The sequence below is a fragment of the Bacteriovorax sp. BAL6_X genome (assembly GCF_000443995.1).
GTDB lineage: Bacteria > Bdellovibrionota > Bacteriovoracia > Bacteriovoracales > Bacteriovoracaceae > Halobacteriovorax_A.
Genome location: NZ_AUMC01000010.1, coordinates 223350 through 240314, shown reverse-complemented (window position 1 = coordinate 240314; position 16965 = coordinate 223350). Strand labels below are relative to the sequence as shown.

General features: G+C 36.9%; 19 protein-coding genes. 8 read left to right on the top strand and 11 right to left on the bottom strand.

Going from position 1 to position 16965, the window contains the following annotated elements:
- Positions 1-2: 2 nt before the first annotated feature.
- Genes M902_RS11680 through M902_RS11670 form a run of 3 tightly spaced genes read left to right on the top strand, consistent with a single transcriptional unit; the run spans position 3 to position 2377 of the window.
- Positions 3-971: an NAD(P)-binding domain-containing protein gene (locus M902_RS11680; protein WP_021268225.1), complete on the top strand. Its 969-nt coding sequence runs from the start codon at positions 3-5 to the stop codon at positions 969-971.
- Entirely contained in the window at positions 937-1749 is an 813-nt protein-coding gene (gene panB, locus M902_RS11675; RefSeq protein WP_232215056.1) for a 3-methyl-2-oxobutanoate hydroxymethyltransferase, read from the top strand. The genes M902_RS11680 and panB overlap by 35 nt, the downstream gene beginning before the upstream one ends.
- Positions 1730-2377 carry a type III pantothenate kinase gene (locus M902_RS11670; protein ID WP_021268085.1) on the top strand — a complete coding sequence of 216 codons (648 nt, stop codon included), beginning with the start codon at positions 1730-1732 and terminating at the stop codon, positions 2375-2377. The genes panB and M902_RS11670 overlap by 20 nt, the downstream gene beginning before the upstream one ends.
- Here the strand turns inward: M902_RS11670 and M902_RS11665 are convergent.
- Complete coding sequence (locus tag M902_RS11665; RefSeq protein ID WP_021268407.1) at positions 2355-2579, bottom strand: hypothetical protein; 225 nt, start codon at positions 2577-2579, stop codon at positions 2355-2357. The genes M902_RS11670 and M902_RS11665 overlap by 23 nt on opposite strands.
- Positions 2580-2707: 128 nt before the next feature.
- Here M902_RS11665 and coaBC point away from each other — a divergent pair, with 128 nt between their 5' ends.
- From coaBC to M902_RS11645, 4 genes are read left to right on the top strand one after another with little or no spacing between them, the layout of a single operon-like run.
- Positions 2708-3934: a bifunctional phosphopantothenoylcysteine decarboxylase/phosphopantothenate--cysteine ligase CoaBC gene (gene coaBC / locus M902_RS11660; RefSeq protein WP_021268033.1), complete on the top strand. Its 1227-nt coding sequence runs from the start codon at positions 2708-2710 to the stop codon at positions 3932-3934.
- A complete protein-coding gene (gene panC / locus M902_RS11655) occupies positions 3931-4800 on the top strand; it encodes a pantoate--beta-alanine ligase (protein WP_021267955.1) in 870 nt (289 codons plus the stop codon). Before coaBC ends, panC begins: the two co-directional genes overlap by 4 nt.
- Positions 4793-6112 carry a GTPase HflX gene (gene hflX, locus M902_RS11650; protein WP_021268220.1) on the top strand — a complete coding sequence of 440 codons (1320 nt, stop codon included), beginning with the start codon at positions 4793-4795 and terminating at the stop codon, positions 6110-6112. Before panC ends, hflX begins: the two co-directional genes overlap by 8 nt.
- A gap of 42 nt (positions 6113-6154) precedes the next feature.
- On the top strand, positions 6155-6508 hold the full coding sequence (locus M902_RS11645) for a hypothetical protein (RefSeq protein ID WP_021268344.1): 354 nt from the start codon (positions 6155-6157) through the stop codon (positions 6506-6508).
- A 7-nt stretch (positions 6509-6515) separates the two neighbouring features.
- Here the strand turns inward: M902_RS11645 and M902_RS11640 are convergent, their stop codons facing one another.
- Together M902_RS11640 and M902_RS11635 are read right to left on the bottom strand one after the other, a co-directional pair.
- Positions 6516-6788 (bottom strand): peptidylprolyl isomerase, encoded by a 273-nt coding sequence (locus M902_RS11640; RefSeq protein WP_021268456.1) that lies wholly within the window; start codon positions 6786-6788, stop codon positions 6516-6518.
- Positions 6789-6887: 99 nt separating this feature from the next.
- Positions 6888-7235 (bottom strand): hypothetical protein, encoded by a 348-nt coding sequence (locus M902_RS11635; RefSeq protein WP_021268587.1) that lies wholly within the window; start codon positions 7233-7235, stop codon positions 6888-6890.
- Positions 7236-7286: 51 nt separating this feature from the next.
- Between M902_RS11635 and M902_RS11630 the strand changes: the two genes are divergently transcribed.
- A complete protein-coding gene (locus M902_RS11630; protein ID WP_040314746.1) occupies positions 7287-7577 on the top strand; it encodes a hypothetical protein in 291 nt (96 codons plus the stop codon).
- A gap of 7 nt (positions 7578-7584) precedes the next feature.
- On the opposite strand, the gene M902_RS11625 is transcribed toward M902_RS11630, so the two are convergent.
- The 8 genes from M902_RS11625 to lpxA form a co-directional block, all read right to left on the bottom strand.
- Complete coding sequence (locus M902_RS11625; RefSeq protein WP_021268661.1) at positions 7585-8445, bottom strand: prepilin-type N-terminal cleavage/methylation domain-containing protein; 861 nt, start codon at positions 8443-8445, stop codon at positions 7585-7587.
- A gap of 417 nt (positions 8446-8862) precedes the next feature.
- A complete protein-coding gene (locus tag M902_RS11620) occupies positions 8863-10593 on the bottom strand; it encodes a 30S ribosomal protein S1 (RefSeq protein ID WP_021267924.1) in 1731 nt (576 codons plus the stop codon).
- Positions 10594-10759: 166 nt separating this feature from the next.
- Complete coding sequence (locus M902_RS11615) at positions 10760-11905, bottom strand: hypothetical protein (protein ID WP_040314742.1); 1146 nt, start codon at positions 11903-11905, stop codon at positions 10760-10762.
- 5 nt (positions 11906-11910) lie between these two features.
- Positions 11911-12990, bottom strand: a complete 1080-nt coding sequence (locus tag M902_RS11610) for a DUF3108 domain-containing protein (RefSeq protein ID WP_021268421.1) — start codon at positions 12988-12990, stop codon at positions 11911-11913.
- A 1-nt stretch (position 12991) separates the two neighbouring features.
- Positions 12992-14065: a tetraacyldisaccharide 4'-kinase gene (gene lpxK / locus M902_RS11605; RefSeq protein WP_021268038.1), complete on the bottom strand. Its 1074-nt coding sequence runs from the start codon at positions 14063-14065 to the stop codon at positions 12992-12994.
- A gap of 9 nt (positions 14066-14074) precedes the next feature.
- A complete protein-coding gene (gene lpxB / locus M902_RS11600) occupies positions 14075-15205 on the bottom strand; it encodes a lipid-A-disaccharide synthase (protein WP_021268015.1) in 1131 nt (376 codons plus the stop codon).
- The gene (locus M902_RS11595) at positions 15202-16149 is read right to left on the bottom strand and encodes a Gfo/Idh/MocA family protein (RefSeq protein WP_021268146.1); all 948 of its coding nucleotides are present in this window, start codon (positions 16147-16149) and stop codon (positions 15202-15204) included. The genes lpxB and M902_RS11595 overlap by 4 nt, the downstream gene beginning before the upstream one ends.
- Before the next feature lie 12 nt (positions 16150-16161).
- A complete protein-coding gene (gene lpxA / locus M902_RS11590; protein ID WP_021268332.1) occupies positions 16162-16956 on the bottom strand; it encodes an acyl-ACP--UDP-N-acetylglucosamine O-acyltransferase in 795 nt (264 codons plus the stop codon).
- Between the last annotated feature and the right edge of the window lie 9 nt (positions 16957-16965).

Here is a 16965-nt window from a genome sequence, read left to right as displayed (position 1 = left end):
TTATGATGAAAAATAGTAGCGATAATAATTCTAATGATATTTTAATTATTGGTTTTGGCTCTCAAGCAAAGTCTTGGTCATTAAACCTTAGAGACTCTGGTAGAGAAGTTACTATCGGCCTACGCCAAAATAGTAGCTCAATTTCTTTAGCAAATAAAATGGGCCTGCCAACAATTGATATAACAAATAGTAAAATTGCTAATTTTGAATTTATCATCATCCTAACACCAGATGATACCCATGAAGAAATCTTAACTTCTCTTCAATTCTCTGATACGAATTTTAAACAAAGATTGGTTTACGGACACGGTTATAGTGTTATGTACCAAGACCTACGATCAAAGCTTCCAACACATATACACTTTCTTTTAGCGCCAAAGGCCATTGCCAGTGAGTTAAGATTTGGTTACGAAACGAAGGCCCCTCTAACAGCAGTTGTAAATTGTGATGATGAAGGCCTCTTAAGTCTTGCAAAAGATCTAGGGATTACAGTTGGCCCAATCGTAAGTAGCTTTGAAGAAGAAACAATCTGTGATCTCTTCTCTGAGCAATCAATTCTCTGCTCAGTTATTCCACAGGCCGCAAGGCTCTCTTTTGAGACTCTTATCAATAAAGGTCACTCCCCAGAAATTGCCTATATTGAGTGTTGGCATGAAGTTAAACTCATTGCTGATGCCATGATTAAGTTTGGCCCAACAGAGTTCATGAAACTTATCTCACCTAATGCCTTCATGGGAGGAGAAATGGCCAAGTCCTTGATATTTGATAACGAGTACCAGAACAAGCTCAATAAAATCTATCAAAATATTAAAAATGGCTCATTCGCACGTGAAATTCTTCATACTGATTTCCAAAAGCAGCTCTCTCAGGTTATAAGTGAGTGGAATAACTTAGATATCACCAAAGTTTACAATAGCTTTGGAAAAAAATTGGTTCATGGGAATGAAGAAGCTAACAACTCGAAAAATTAGAAAATCAAAACTTTCTGAAACAAGAAAGTCTCTTCAAGTTCTTACTTGCTATGATTATCAAACAGCTCAAATGTTAAACGAGACAGAGCTTGACATGATCCTTGTTGGTGACAGCCTCGGTAATGTTGTTCTTGGCTACGATACGACAGTTCAAGTTAGCCTGACAGAGATGGCCATTTTTGGAGCGGCAGTAAGAAGAGGTGCTCCAAATAAATTTGTTATTGTTGATATGCCTTTTGGAACTTATACAAATTTTGACATGGCCCTTGAGAATGCGACGAAACTCTTTCAAGACACTCAAGCTGAAGCACTTAAGCTTGAAGGAGCCTATCCTCACCAACTCGATATTATCAAAAGATTAACTCAATCTGGTATTCCCGTTATGGGACATATTGGCCTGACTCCTCAAAGTGTTCATGAACAAGGTGGTTACTACACTCATGGCAAAGATGACTCAGATAAGGCAAGACTATTAGCAGAAGCAAAGCTTTTAGAAGAGGCCGGGTGTTTTTCTATTGTTTTAGAATGCGTTACTGATGAGATTGCCACAATCATAACAAGAGAGCTTTCAATTCCAACGATTGGAATTGGTGCAGGAAAGAACACTGATGGACAAGTTCTAGTTATTAATGACCTACTGAAAATGGGACCAGGAAAATATCCAAATTTCTGTACTCCTATTGCTAACTTCTTTGATCAAAAACTTAAGCTCATTAGTGAATATATTCAAAAGAATAAGAACATGGATATTACAGAAGATGCAAACCTACACCATTGATAGTGGTAACACTTTTCTAAAAATTGGTGTTTTTCAAAATAACGTTCTTACTGATGTTAAAAAGTTAAGTATTCAAAACTTTGACTTCATCTTTAAAGAGAACTCTTCTGTCATATACTCAAATGTTTCAAAAGAAATAACATCACTTCTTCCTAGAAATGCAAAGAATGCAAATGATCTTATTACTGATTTCCAAACATTTTATGATCAAAATAAATTAGGAATCGATCGTAAAGTCATTTCATATTACCTGCAAAAGAAATTTCCAAATGAAAAGCTTCTGCTAGTTGATACAGGAAGCTTTATTACACTTGATGAAATTGATCATGGAAAACACCTTGGTGGGCCAATTTTTTTAGGCTTAGGAAATTACCTAAGGTCATATCCAGAATTTTCGGCCAATCTTCCCCTACTTAGAGAAATTGACTTAACTGAAATGACAAATACACAGCAGGCCATCTCTCACGCTTATGCTGCCTATGTCGATATGATTACTTCTCAATTGAAAAAATATAATCAACATCGAATTATTCTCACAGGTGGAGACTCACAGAAGCTAAAAGATTGCGGTGAAATTCAGAACAACCTCATTCACCAAGCTCTATTTAGCCTACAAAATTCTTTTTAAAATTTGCTGGTATTTCAATGGCACGATACTTCTTGCCATTAGATAGACGTAGCCAGTAACCTTCCTTAACATCACCATCCATAACGATATTAATAGGCTTCATTGACACGATATGATCGTAATTTATGTAGATTAGTTCTAGCGTATCACCCAGCGCTTGTACGTCACGTTGTGAGATGATTGAGAACTTACCAAATTTCATAAACTTACCTTTGTTACTTATTACACAGGCCTTCCGAATACCTTCAGATATTTCAAATTCAATGGCCTAAATCCTTAAAAACATATATAAGATAGACACATAGTATTAACAACCAGAAAGTTAAATATATGAAAATATTAGTAGGTGTATGTGGCTCAGTTTCTGCTTACAAGTCAATTGAGTTTGTAAGAGGACTGGTTAAAAAAGGTCACGAGGTAAAAGTTATCTTAACAGGCGGAGCAATTAAATTTGTTCAGGCAGACCTCTACACTTACCTTGGTGCGGCCGAAGTTTACAGCGCTCAGTCTGATTTTAGCGCCAGCGTGGAAACGAAATCAGTACTTCATATAGAATTGGCAAAGTGGGCGGACTTACTTCATATCTACCCTGCCAGTGCCAATACTATTGCAAACCTTGCCATGGGCAAAGCAGACGATCTACTATCTTCAATTTTCCTGGCCGGCTGGGATAAATTTCAAACGGTAATTTATCCGGCAATGAATACGTCGATGTGGACTAATCCAATCACGCAAGAAAATATCGATCTATTAGAAAGACTAAATAAACAAAGCAATATCTTTATTTATCCACCAGCTTCAGGTGAGCTTGCATGTGGCGATGTCGGTGCAGGAAAGATTCCAGCAGTTGAAGAGGTCTTAGCAAATTTTGATGCTATAAATCCTTCAATTAATGAATCTTCAAAACACGTGGTCATTACAGCTGGAGCAACAGTTGCACCAATTGATCCAGTTCGTTTTGTGACAAATCCCTCCTCTGGAAAAACAGGATATGAGATTGCGAAAGAGTCCCTTCGCCTAGGTTATAAAACCACCATTTTACTGGGGCAAAACTCATGTCCAGAGTTTAAGTACCTAAGAAGTCTTCCAGGAACTAAGATTATCTCTGTTCGAACGACAGATGAAATGTATGAAGCAGTTCTTGGTCTTGAAAATCAATTTGATACTTATATCTCAACGGCGGCCATTAGTGATCTTAAGTTTAAAACAGCTGAATCTAAGCTTAAGAAAGAGGCCCTTTCTTCAAGCCTTGAGTTTGAAAAGGCACAAGATATTCTTGCACATGTTGTTGCCAATAAATCCGCTCACCAAACGATCATTGGATTTGCGGCGGAAACAGACCTTTCAAAAGATATTTTAGAATCAAAGTATAATCGCAAGCCAACAAAGCTCTTAGTGGGTACACATGTAAATAGTGGCCTATGTAAAACTGAGCGAAAAGGCTTCGGAAATAATGAAGCTAACTACACAATCCTTAACGATGGTGAAATTGCCTTTACTGGCGAGCTATCAAAAATCGAGTTAGCAAAAGAAATATTTAAAAGGATTAAAGCTTGAAGTTAATTCAAACGCGATCAGATTTAATGGCAACAATGAAGGAAGTGTCTCACGATTCACTTGGCCTTGTTGCTACAATGGGTAACTTACATGCGGGTCACATGAGCCTTCTGACAAGTGCTCTTGAAACTTGCGAAAAAGTTGTTGTGACAATCTTTGTAAATCCCAAACAATTTGGAGAAAATGAAGACCTTGATAGCTATCCTCGTACACCAGAACAAGACTTAATTCTTATCAAAGAAACTGCCGGTGAACGTGCTAATGATATCGTAGTTTTTCTTCCAAAAGATAATAGAGAGGTTTATCCAGCAGGATTTAATACGACAGTCTCAGTTGAAGGCATTACAAAAAAGCTATGTGGACAAAGCCGCCCTACTCACTTCAGTGGTGTAACAACAGTTGTCTATCAACTCTTTACACTCATTAAGCCAAGTCAGGCCTTCTTTGGACAAAAAGACTACCAACAAGTTTGTGTCATTAGAAAAATGGCCCATGACTTAAATCTTGAAATTGATATTAAAACCGTACCAATTAAACGTGAAGAAAGTGGCCTCGCCCTTTCATCTCGTAATGGTTACTTAACAAAAGAAGAAAAAGAATATGCTCTTCTTCTTCCTAATAAACTTGATGAATTAGAAAATCTTCTAATAAGAACAACTTGGGTCGATGCTCAAGCTCAGTTAAATGAAATCCTTGAAGAGACACTAAAGGATACTAAATGGGACTATCTTGAAGTTCTCGATAGCGCCAATCTAGAAGATGTTGAATCAAATACAAAAGAAGTTGTTATCGCAGGTGCTTACTTTGTCGGAAGTAAACCAACACGTCTTATCGATAACAGATTAGTGGAAATTACTTATGCTTGATAATGAATTTTTTATTTCACGTGAGGCAAAGGCCTCTCTCGTCTCATTAGTTTGTCCAAAGTTCAAAGAACACGCGACAGAAAAAGACACTCTCCGCTCACTTGGTGAACTAAGAGAACTAATGCGTACACTCGATATTGAAACTGGTGAGCAGTATATTCAAAATAAGAAGACTGTTGATCCGGGAACAATCCTTGGTACAGGTAAACTTGAAGAAATCGCAATGGATGCAAAGGCAGAAGGCTCAACCCTACTGGTTTTTGACTGTGAATTAACCTCGTCTCAAATTAGAAATATTAAGAAGCTAACTGGAATGTCTGTAGTTGATCGTTGCCATATTATTCTTGAGATCTTCTCTGAACATGCACGAACAAAAGAAGCACGTATTCAAATTGAAATCTCGCGTCTGCAATATATTCTTCCACGTCTTGCTGGTTTCTGGTCTCACCTTGGCCGTCAAAAAGGTGGTATTGGTGTTCGCGGTGGTGAGGGAGAGCAACAAATTGAGCTTGACCGTCGTATCATTCGCGAACGTATTGAGTTCTATAAGAAAGAACTTAAAGAAGTTGAAAAGTCTCGTATTGAACAAAAGAAGAAACGTTCAAAGAAGGCAATTACAACGGCACTTGTTGGCTATACAAATGCTGGAAAGTCCTCTCTTATGAATCGTCTTTGCCGAGTCAATGTACTTGAAGAAGATAAGTTATTTGCAACTCTTGATTCAACGTTTAGGATGCTAAACCCAGACACAAAACCGCCAATGATTCTCATTGATACAGTAGGTTTCTTATCTAACCTTCCAAACACTCTAATTGATGGTTTCAAGACAACTCTTGAGTCGGCCCTTGAAGCAGACCTTCTAATCATTGCTTGTGATATCAGTGACCCTAATTACGAAAAGCACCTTGAAGTTACGAATAACGTACTTGATGAACTTGGCTTAAGTGATAAAGAGCGTTTCATCGTTTTTAATAAGAAAGATAAATTAAATGATAAAATCACTGAAACGATTATTAAGAGAAAGCATCCAAATTGTTTTGTGATCTCAAGCTTTAATACTGAGGAGATCGATGAGTTACGTGAATATATCGTTAACTTCTTCCTTGAAAAGCAAAATAATTATGATCTCTTTATTCCATATGATGCAGGAGCGGCCCATTCAATCGTCGTTTCAAAAACTAACGTTATTAGAACTAGTAATCACGAAAAAGGGATCTACTATCAGGTAAGAGTACCTGACTTTATTTATAACCCATTAGGGTTACAAAAATTCGAGTTAGGACCTCATGATCCCCTTCTAGACGAAGTCTAAGTAAAAAACTAAATATAAATTTTACTATTCCGAAGAGCGAGTATGAACAAAATCATACTCGCACTAATTCTTACTATATTATCTTGGTCTGCTCTTGCGGGCGTAAAAACAATCGAAGTTGAAGCTTATTTTAAAACAGATATGGACTTCATGTTTTCCATCAAAAATAAGAGATACGATAAAGTCATTCTCGACTGCCAGGGATTTATCAATGGTTTAAATCTTTATAGCTCTCGCGGACATGATATTTTTACACTTCCAGGTTATGGGCACTGCATGGCCATTCATAATGAAATTATTAAGAATATCAAAAATGAGAAAAAGTCTTGCTTGGTATTAAATGATAAGGAAGGGCAAATTGTTGTTCTGGACAACAAGTGCCCAGAACAAAAGTAAAAGATACTTAAGAGATTCTCTTAATTAGATGGTAACCAAATTGTGTACGAACAATTGGCGAAAGCTCTCCAACCTCAAGAGCGAAAGCAGCTTTTTCAAATGGTGCCACCATCATCCCCTTACCAAATTCACCAAGATCTCCACCTTGCTGACCAGAAGGACAATTTGAAAAGTCTTTTGCAAGCTCTTCAAAAGTTTTCCCTTCTTCTATTTTCTTTAATAAATCTTTCGCTTCATACTCTTGATCAACAAGTATATGAGCACAACGAATTTTAGACATAGTATTTCCTTTGAATATATTTTTTAAGAATGAAATCGCCAATAGTATGTTCCTATGATTACGAGAAGTATGATGGCCAGGCCAAGATACATGTATAACTCATCCCTCTCCATTAAAGTCTCCACAAATTCGATCAAGATTTGAAAGAAGATTTGCAATGTCCAATGGTGCTTCAATAACACGTTGAGCACCCTCTTCTCCCTTTGTCACAAGCTGAACCACAGGAATATTCTGACAGAACTCCGATTCGATTTTCCCTATTGTATCTGAAGTGATCGTTGAAAGGTCTAAGAGAATGACTTCTGGCACAATATCTCTAATAAAATGAAAAGCTTCTTCTTCGTTAGATAGAGTGAAGAAATCTCCGCCAACTTCCCTACCTAACGCCTCAATAGCAGTAATCATCATTTGGTTATTAGACAAAAAGAATAGTTTTTTAATTTTCACGATTAAGCCTTCATATGTTACATTTAAACAATAAGAGTAATGGGAGTTCACATGTCTAGCCGCATTAAAATTATTGATAACCTATCCAATTCTACCTTATATGAGTTTTCAATGGAAGACGCAGATCGTGCATATCAAAAATCGGAAGAGCTAGAAGAAATGGGGCTTGATATTAAGCTAGTTATCCCTTCTGTATCACAGACTCTTATCGAATCCCTTGGCGCCTCAGGTGAAACGATTGAGAAGTTAAAAGAAATGATGGATGAAGAAATTGCCTCTCATATCAATGAAGAAGATGGCGGTTGTTCAATTTGTCTTCCCGACGGAAAGATCCAACAATAAAGACTACTTAAAATTCTTCATTTAGAAGTTCTTCCATCTTCTTAGTACTCTCTTGTAGAGACTTAAGAGATTCCATTGCCTTTTTTAGCTCAGGATTATTATCCACGGCCTTGTTAATATCTTCTTGTGTTATAGACTGCCCTGTTTTTTGAGCGGCCTCATTAACTGAGGCTTCAAAAGCTTTATTGTAATCACTCTTCGTCGACAATTCATTTTTTACGGACTCTTGCTCAGCTGAGCTGGTCTCTTTAGAACTATCACTATTAGATCCAGAAGTGGAATTTGAGCTAGCTGTTTCAGAAGAGCTTGAAGAAGTATTCATAAAAGGAATCTTAGGAAGATATAAACCTCCAAGAACTCCACAGTCTTCAACACGATTTGAATCATTAACAAAGAGGTCAACCTCAAAGCGCTTAATAATAGTCTTACCACCATATGCATTATCGTTCATACGACTTAGTTCAAGATTTAACTTAAGCTCCGCACGATGGAAATCCTGGCCCTCAACTTTATTCACATAGAAGTTTGTAATGTACATTGAAGAAAGAATGAAGTTCGTTGAGTTGATCTTATCCCCTATTGTGTACTTGGCCTTACCATCAGCCCTTACAATCTCATCCAAAATAAGATCATTCTCTAACTTTCCTAGCTTAGCTAAAGACCTCTTACAGGTTCCTGGCTTTCCCATATAGGCCTTAATAGCACTGGCATAATTATTTAACTCTGTTTGATTAATTGCTGTTTTTGTCGACTTCATCTGAGTCTTCATGAAACGTGCGAACCCAAGTGCAATTACGGCCAAGAGTCCTGCGGCCATAACAATTTCAAGCAGGGTAAAACCAGAGTTATTTTTTGTTAATCTATGCATAAATATATTTTAGGGGAATTTGGGATTTAAAGAAAGAATGAATTTTTGTTCGTATTATGGCAGTGGTTTCGGGGGGTTGGATGAAAGTTACTTCGTGATTGTTTGAGTTGGGCCCTGTTTTTGAGCTTTTCACGGGTAGGTTTTCCGCGATCGGCTGCGCCTACGCGGGGGAGGTGTTTTGCGAAGTCCTTTCCGCGATCGGCTGCGCCTACGCGGGGGGTAATAAAAAAGGCCACTCTTTCGAGTGGCCTCATATATCTTTTTATATAAGATATTTTATTTGTAATCACTTCGTGATTACTTGCTCCTGCTGCGAACCGCTCGGGCTTGGACCCTCGCTCTCGACACCAATCTCTAGCTAAAGAGATGGGGAGCTAGCATAGCGTCCAATAGTTTGCCTTTGGGCAAACAATGACGCTATTCTTTACCTAGGTTGAAGCCCTTAAGAACATCACCAAGAGTTGCAGACTTAACTACTTCTTGTTGCATTCCCTGAGTATCAGAGTTTAGAGCAGACTTCATAGAAAGAGCGATTTTCTTCGCGTCTTTATCTAGAGAGATAACCATAGCTTTAACTACGTCACCTTTCTTAACTACGTCTTCTGGCTTCTCAACTCTATCTTCAGATAGTTCAGAAATGTGAACTAGACCTTCAATACCAGTTTCAAGTTCAACGAAAGCACCAAAATCAGTTACTCTAACGATCTGAGCTTCAACGATTGTACCAACTGGAAGTCTTGTTTCAATTTTCTTCCAAGGATCTTCTTTAAGTTGTTTAACACCTAGACAGAATTTTTGGTTTTCTTTATCAACTGAAACTACAGCAGCTTCAATCTCGTCACCAACTTTGTATTCGTCGTTTAGGTTGATATTTTTCTTAGTCCAAGAGAAATCAGATACGTGAATTAGAGCATCAACTTCTTCACCAAGGTCAACGAAGATACCAAATTCAACGATTGATTTAACTTTACCAGTAACTTTTGAACCTACAGGGAACTTAGCTTCTAGAGCATCCCATGGGTTTTCTTGAAGTTGCTTGATCCCAAGAGAGATTCTCTTGTTTTCTACGTCAACTTCTAGTACTTGAGCTTCAACGATCTCACCTACAGTGAAGTGCTTAGTTGGGTTCTTGATAGAGTTTGTCCAAGACATTTCAGAAACGTGGATTAGACCTTCGATTCCGTCATCAAGTTCAATGAAGATACCGTAATCTTTAACAGATACGATTTCACCTTTAACTTTTGTACCAGCAACATACTTCTCGTGTGCAGCTTCCCAAGGATTTTCTTGAACTTGCTTAAGACCAAGAGATACTCTTTCTTTTTCTTTATCAAACTTAAGAATCTTAACTTCGATTTCGTCACCAAGAGTAAGGATATTTGATGGGTGCTTAACACGTCCCCATGACATATCAGTGATGTGTAGAAGACCGTCAATTCCACCTAGATCGATGAATGCACCGTAATCAGTGATGTTTTTAACGATACCTTTAACAACCATTCCTTCTTCAATTTGAGAAAGAACTTCACCACGTAGTTTACCTCTTTCTTCTTGAAGAATAGCTCTTCTAGAAAGAACGATGTTCCCACGTTTCTTGTTGAATTTGATAACTTTGAATTCCATCTTTTTACCGATGAATTTATCAAGGTTTCTAGTTGGTCTAACATCAATTTGTGAACCAGGTAAGAAAGCCTTAACACCGATATCAACAGAAAGACCACCCTTAACTTTTGCTACAACTGTACCAGTAACTGGAGTACCGTCTTCACATGCTTCAGAAATTTTATCCCAAGCTTTAAGGATTTGTGCTTTGTCCATTGAAAGAACTAGGTTACCTAGGTGAGACTCTAGTTTATCAAGATAAACTTCAATTTCGTCACCAAGTGCAACTTTTAGAGAACCATCGTAGTTAGTGAATTCTCTTTTTGGAACAAGACCTTCTTGCTTGTATCCAATGTCAACAAGTACATAATCAGGTGAGATGTTTACAATTTTACCTTTGAAAACTTCACCTTCTGTAAATGTTGGAGTTTCTGTCGAATCTAATAGCTTCGAAAACTCTGTTTCATCTCTTGTCTCAACGTCTTCGCCAAGAACAACTTCGTAACCTTGCATCCAAGATTGTTTTAGATTGTTTAAATCTGTCATAATTTACCTCACGGCAGACAACTGAAAGTGTCCAATCAGTGCCTTAATTTTTGATATCTAAAGGCAAGGCCTTTAGTGTAAATCTCTTCTACTGAAGACAATTTACTTTAAAATGATTTTGCGCATCTTATTATTTACGGGGCCCTACGTCAACAATAAAAACTTATTAATTATAAAACCTTAGGCGTTTATTCAGGTGTTTCTCGTACAGTTTAAATAGGTTATATTTATAGCCATCAATACCGTGCTCATTCCAAAGCTCATCGCGAGAATTTAAACAAGATTCCTTATACTTAGTATTATTTTGGACAATATCCTTAACCTTGGCCCTTAGCTCTCTGGCATCACCCTGACGATAGGTTGCAAGTGAGCCATGATAGATACGATGCAACTCTTCAGTTGTAGCATTTCGTGGCACAGCTGTAGGAATTCCCTTTAAAATTGCAAGAAGTGCATAATCTTCAATAGGCGACTTTGATGTATATGAAATCCAAATATCCGAGCGAATTTCATAAATATTGTCATGCTCATGAAATTCAACATAATTTTCAAGTTTGAATTCAGCAATCCTATCCTTGATGGGATTAAAGAGGATATTTCTCTCCCACTTTCGATTAGAGAAAATATGCAGCTTAAATCTCTTTGGTAATTCATTATCTAAATTTAGTGCCCACAAAGATTCTAAGCATACAGAAAGGTCGTTTAATTCAACTTCATGGTCATTTACCCAACAAGAGAGGTGAATGAGGTTTTCTTCGTCAAAAGTGTACTTTTTTTCAAAGTTAATCTTATCAACACCAAGGCCTGAAGAGTAAATTTTGCGAATTGGCACGTCCATATGAGTATTAATTGAATCAATCATTTCTCTAAAAGGAATGAAGATAAGATCAATCCTTCCAATCAGACGGCGATACCAAAATTGCTTGTAGAATTTACTAACTTCAAAGTTTATAGTGAAAAAGAGTGCGGTTAAATTTCTCTTTCTTAAAAACGAGGCCAGCGGCCATAAGAAATTAAGTTGGTAGCAGTGAACGATATTGATATCGTAGCGTTTAATTATACCTCTAAGTCTTGAGAGCTTGTACCAATTCCATACACGAAGCTTCGTTGTCCCTGTGTGAAAGATACAATCGATTCCGGCCTTTTTACATTCACGATGAAGAAATGAATCTTTTAGGCAGTAGATAAAGATATTATGGCCTATTTCTTTTAACAAAATACTATCTCTTAAAAGCATACGCTCCTTCGAACCTGAACTATAGGTTGGAGAAACGTAGAGAATATTTTGTTGTTTTCTAAAAATATTGACCATTAATTTTACTTACCAGTATCCTTTCCCGCTTTGTGAGAAATTAACTCCCCTTTAACTGTTCCAATTTTAACCTTTGCAGAGAACTTAAGTACAGTTCTACTTTCATCGGTTGATATCCAAAAATTAATATCGCCCGACTTCTTTAATACACCAGGGAATTCTGTTTGAGCCGTAATCTTATAGGCCTTATACGACTTCTCCATGACTGTAATATTTTCGATATCATCAACAGTGGCCTTAAGAAGCCAAGCCTTACCTCTTGTAATGATTGGAAAATCAAAACTTGTTCCAATCTTCATAGGAATACCTCGAATAAAATAAAGGGCCGAAAAAGAATCAGTAAAGTAACGCGGTAGATATTCAACCTTTTTTACTTTCTTAGTCTTCCCTTTCTTTAATCGATTATAGAAAAAGTACGTCTTTAATTCATCGTGATCAAATAGCTGAAGATCATCGACGATTTGGCCAGACTCCCGTTGCTTCATCTCATATTTTAAAGAAGAAAACTTCCCCTTATCAGCGTCAACATACACGTCTAAAGTATCTTTAAGTTTATAAATTCCTTCAAAATATTCAGCAGATTCTAAGAGCGCATTAACATGAAGAACTTCTTTTTCTCCAATTTTTGCCATTGGTTGAGTACTGATTGTTGCGATCCCCGCCTTAAAGATCGACCAACTAATTTCATACTTAAATTCTTCACCTTCAAAAAATATAGGTCTGTAAGAGTCCCAATATTTTTGTGATTCTTTATCAAAATTTAAAAAAACTTTCGGATAGTCTTCACTTTCTTGAGGGTTTACTTTTACCTTTGGAGTCTCTTTAACTACAGGCTTAGCTTTAACGACTTTTTCTTTTGCCTTCTCAACTCTACCTATTCTTTTCTCTTCAATAGAAGAAGAAATTGGAGGAGCTGTGGGTTTTTCCAATTCAGAATCGGTAGTTTTAAATTTATCAAGGGTCTCACTTTCTTCAGAAGAGAAGATCTCCACAAGGTCCACATCATCACTATCACTTTTCATAAGCGCACCAGCACAACCGAAAAGAAGTAAAGCAATAAGACTTAAAGAAAAAATATTTTTCACTCTAACCTCTAACAACCGAATTGATTCTATCTTTTACAAATTGTTCGCCTTTTATAAATTCGATACCAATTTGTAGGTAGTGAATTTTATCACTACTTGAGCACCTCTTCATTTTAACAATATCTTTCTCAGTTGTAAGAATGATGGCATCCTTTTCTTGTGCTAATTCGACAAGTCCATCTAACTCACTAACTTTATAGAGGTGATGGTCAGGAAAATTAAAATCGTCAACTATATTTGCATCGAGTTGCTTAACTAATTTTAAGAATGCTTCAGGAGAAGCAAGTCCGGAAACACAGATTACACTTTTGCCCTTTAGGTCAGTTAAAGCATAATCTTCTTCGTGAAGAAGATTCTTAATTGCACTTGGTGCATATTTAAAAAAGCCACTTGGTGTATTTGCTTTACAATTATCTAAAATATATGACTCTAGAGATTCTAGTTTTTCTTCGCTAACGAGATCGGCCCTACCGAATAAAACGATATCAGCTTCTTTTAATGCACTTACACCTTCTCTCAGGTATCCTCTTGGTGGACAATGATATTTTGACATTGGAAGTAGTGAGTCGAAAAGAACAATATTCAAATTGCGATTGATCTTTAAGTGTTGAAAGCCATCGTCTAGGAGGACAACATCGGCCTTTTCTTCCTCATAATATCTTCTTAGATTGTCACTTCGGTCTGCACCTACAACAACACTTGCATTTTTCAAGTTACGGCTCAAAACTAGGGCCTCATCACCAAAGACAAAAGGATTCTCGCTGATTTTCTTACCTGTTTTAATTATTCCACTCGATTTCTCAAGTTCACCTTTGTAACCTCTTGTTAAGACCATCGTTTTTTTATTTAGAATGTCATTTAAATAATTTCCGATCCAAAGAGTAAAAGGAGTCTTACCAGTTCCACCAAGAGAGAGGTTTCCAATACTAATGATAGGAACTTCAAATGATGATGATTTTAAAATACCCATCTTAAAAGCAAATCTTCTTAAGCGATAAATCCACTCCCACAAAAAACTAATTGGAGTTAAGGCCACAGAAAAAAAGTTAATGAGTTTTATATTAATATTATTCATGATTCCTCATTATAAATAAGCACTTTTAATTTTTTCGAGAAGATATTGAGAAACTTCGATATCCTCACCTTCTGTTAAGTCTCTTAGTTTCTGAAGTTCACTAAGAACAAAACCATAGCGTTCTTTGTCATCAAACAAGTCCTTGGCCTTACGAACAAGATTATATTCACTAAATCCTTCACCTAATAATTCCGGATATACTGCATGACCAAGAATTAAATTTGGAATTGAAACAAAGCCCTTATACTTAACGATATTTTCCGCAATAAACATATTGAACAAATTCAGGTCATACGCAATCACACTAGGAATGCGATATAAGGCCAATGAAAGGTTTACAGTTCCACTGGTTGCAAATGAAAAGTCCGCTTCCTTAAGAGCTGTATCTAATTCACGATCCTCATAAATCCTATCAAACTCACCTTCAAAGCGAGAAAATAGTTTATCATCAACCGAGCTGGCCTTAACAATGGAAAGCCTAAAATTATAATTTTCTTTCAATTTTCGGCAGGCCCTAATAAACTGAGGTAACATGAATTCAATTTCAAAGCGTCGGCTTCCAGGCAGAAGAAGTATATTAAAATCTCCATTCTTAAAATCAACTTCACGTCTTTGAAATCCCTCAAGAAGAGGCTTTGTTTTCTTGAGTAGCGGGTGTTCAATTGTAATGGCCTTACTTACACCACGATCCATAAACCATTTTTTTTCAAACGGAAGGATGCAAAAGAGTGTATCAACAGAAGCCTGAAGGTATTTTGTACGCCACTCTTTCCAAACCCAGGCTTGAGGTGCCACATAGTAAAGAACCTTGACCCCAAGCTTTTCAAGCTTCATGGCCAATTTAAGATTGAATGTTTGAAAATCAATTAAGATGGCAACCTTAGTTCCGCGCTTCTTTACTTCATCAACAATGCGATTATAGGCCCCATAATAAAAAGGAACTTTCTTAACTGCCTCTGTAACTCCCCAAGTAGAAAAATCTTTAAGATCATAAAGTAACTCAACTCCTTGCTCTTTCATAAGCTCACCCCCTACTCCGTAGAATTGAGTATCAGGAGCTCCCTTTGAAAGAGTCTCAAGGAATGTCATTGCATGTTCTTCACCAGATTTTTCACCAGCAATAATTAAGCAGCTTTTCAATTAAGTTCTACCTCAATATTTTTTTCAAGCGATTCATTAACGGCAGCAATTAATTCCATTGCAGCAATTCCATCATCAATTGTTACAAACTCTTTTGTGTCATTTAAGATGGCGTTATAGAAACGCTCTTGTTCGATTAGTAAGTGATCACGTTTTTCGTAATCAAATTCATTAATAATTTGCTCCTCACCAGCTTTAATATCTGTTGAGTAAGAAGCTTTATTATTTAATAGGTCAACTCTAAGAATTCCCTTCGCAGAATTTATTTGTACACTTCTCTCAGTCTTTACATCGTTTCTTGAGTTCTCAATTGTCACGAGACGATCGCCATAACTTAACAGCGCCTTAACATGATCAAACTTATCAGTAAGAACTTTCATCCCATAAGCTCTGATGCTCTTAGGTTTTCCAAAAAGCATAAGGGCCAGATCCAGGTCGTGAATCATAAGGTCTTCCACAACACCAACATCTGCGGCCCTTCCCTTAAAAGGAGAATTTCTAACAATAGTAGCAACACTAGAGCTTGCAGTAATATCTTTAAACTCTTCCAGACGCTCCCACACTTGGTGGCATCTCTCACTATGTCCAACTTGTAACTTAACACCCTTATTTGTAGCAATTGATTTTAGATCTCTTGCCTCTTCTACTGTAACTGTAACTGGTTTCTCACAAAAAACATGCTTACCTTCTTCAAGTAAGAACTTTGCAATTTCGAAGTGAAAACTTGTTGGCGTTGCAATTACAGCGGCATCAATATCTTCAATGACTTCTTTAATATCAGAGACAATCTTGATGTCAGGGTATTTTTCTTTTGCTTTCTCTTGGTTAGCGGCAAATGGTTCAACAATTGCAATTAACTCACAATTATCTAAGTTATATGCTTTTTGAGCATGCCATTGACCTAAGTGTCCATAACCAATTGAAGCAACTTTTACTTTAGACATAATTAATTCCTATTAGCTTAAAAATGGCGCAATACCCATTTTAGTCGTTACAATATGCTCTTTAATGCGCGCGATAATTTCATTATTTGCATATGGCTTCATTAGCTCTTCAGTTTCAACGAATGTACGTGGCGAGTATGTTGAAGCTTCCATATCACGGAAGAAATCAACAATTTCAGAAATTGCATTTCTTTCAACCCCAGCACGACGAAGACCGATGATATTGATTCCACGAAGCTTTGCGCGGTTACCATAGGCCGTACAATAAAGAGGAATATCTTTATCAATAGCTGAAGCACCACCGATATAAGCACCTTCTGCAACTTTTACAAATTGAGAAATATTAGTTCCACCACCGATGATAACTTTATTACCAACTTTTACGTGACCTGCAAGATTTGTTGAGTTTGCCATGATAACACGATCACCAACAACAACATCATGACCTAAGTGAACTTTTGCCATCAGAAGACAGTTATTACCAAGAGTCGTTTTTTGACGATCCTTCATTGTCCCTCTGTGAATTGATACATACTCACGAAGAACATTATTATCACCGATCTCAACTTCTGTTGGATCTTCACTATAAGTTAAGTCTTGTGGTTCTTCACCAATTGAACAGAATTGATAGATTTTATTATTATCACCAATTCTTGTAATACCATTAATTATTACGTGATTGCGAATGTCACAATTTTTTCCAATTTTAACTTTTGGGCCGATGATACAGTATGCACCAACAGTTGTTCCTTCTCCAATTTCAGCAGACTCGTGAATAATTGCAGTTGGGTGAAATCTCTCGCTCATGGAGGCTCC

Coding starts and splice junctions, on each gene's coding strand:
- M902_RS11680 (WP_021268225.1), top strand. CDS start 3: ATGATGAAAAATAGTAGCGATAATAATTCTAATGATATTTTAATTATT.
- panB (WP_232215056.1), top strand. CDS start 937: ATGGGAATGAAGAAGCTAACAACTCGAAAAATTAGAAAATCAAAACTT.
- M902_RS11670 (WP_021268085.1), top strand. CDS start 1,730: ATGCAAACCTACACCATTGATAGTGGTAACACTTTTCTAAAAATTGGT.
- M902_RS11665 (WP_021268407.1), bottom strand. CDS start 2,579: ATGAAATTTGGTAAGTTCTCAATCATCTCACAACGTGACGTACAAGCG.
- coaBC (WP_021268033.1), top strand. CDS start 2,708: ATGAAAATATTAGTAGGTGTATGTGGCTCAGTTTCTGCTTACAAGTCA.
- hflX (WP_021268220.1), top strand. CDS start 4,793: ATGCTTGATAATGAATTTTTTATTTCACGTGAGGCAAAGGCCTCTCTC.
- M902_RS11645 (WP_021268344.1), top strand. CDS start 6,155: ATGAACAAAATCATACTCGCACTAATTCTTACTATATTATCTTGGTCT.
- M902_RS11640 (WP_021268456.1), bottom strand. CDS start 6,788: ATGTCTAAAATTCGTTGTGCTCATATACTTGTTGATCAAGAGTATGAA.
- M902_RS11630 (WP_040314746.1), top strand. CDS start 7,287: ATGTCTAGCCGCATTAAAATTATTGATAACCTATCCAATTCTACCTTA.
- M902_RS11625 (WP_021268661.1), bottom strand. CDS start 8,445: ATGCATAGATTAACAAAAAATAACTCTGGTTTTACCCTGCTTGAAATT.
- M902_RS11620 (WP_021267924.1), bottom strand. CDS start 10,593: ATGACAGATTTAAACAATCTAAAACAATCTTGGATGCAAGGTTACGAA.
- M902_RS11615 (WP_040314742.1), bottom strand. CDS start 11,905: ATGGTCAATATTTTTAGAAAACAACAAAATATTCTCTACGTTTCTCCA.
- lpxK (WP_021268038.1), bottom strand. CDS start 14,065: ATGAATAATATTAATATAAAACTCATTAACTTTTTTTCTGTGGCCTTA.
- M902_RS11595 (WP_021268146.1), bottom strand. CDS start 16,149: ATGTCTAAAGTAAAAGTTGCTTCAATTGGTTATGGACACTTAGGTCAA.
- lpxA (WP_021268332.1), bottom strand. CDS start 16,956: ATGAGCGAGAGATTTCACCCAACTGCAATTATTCACGAGTCTGCTGAA.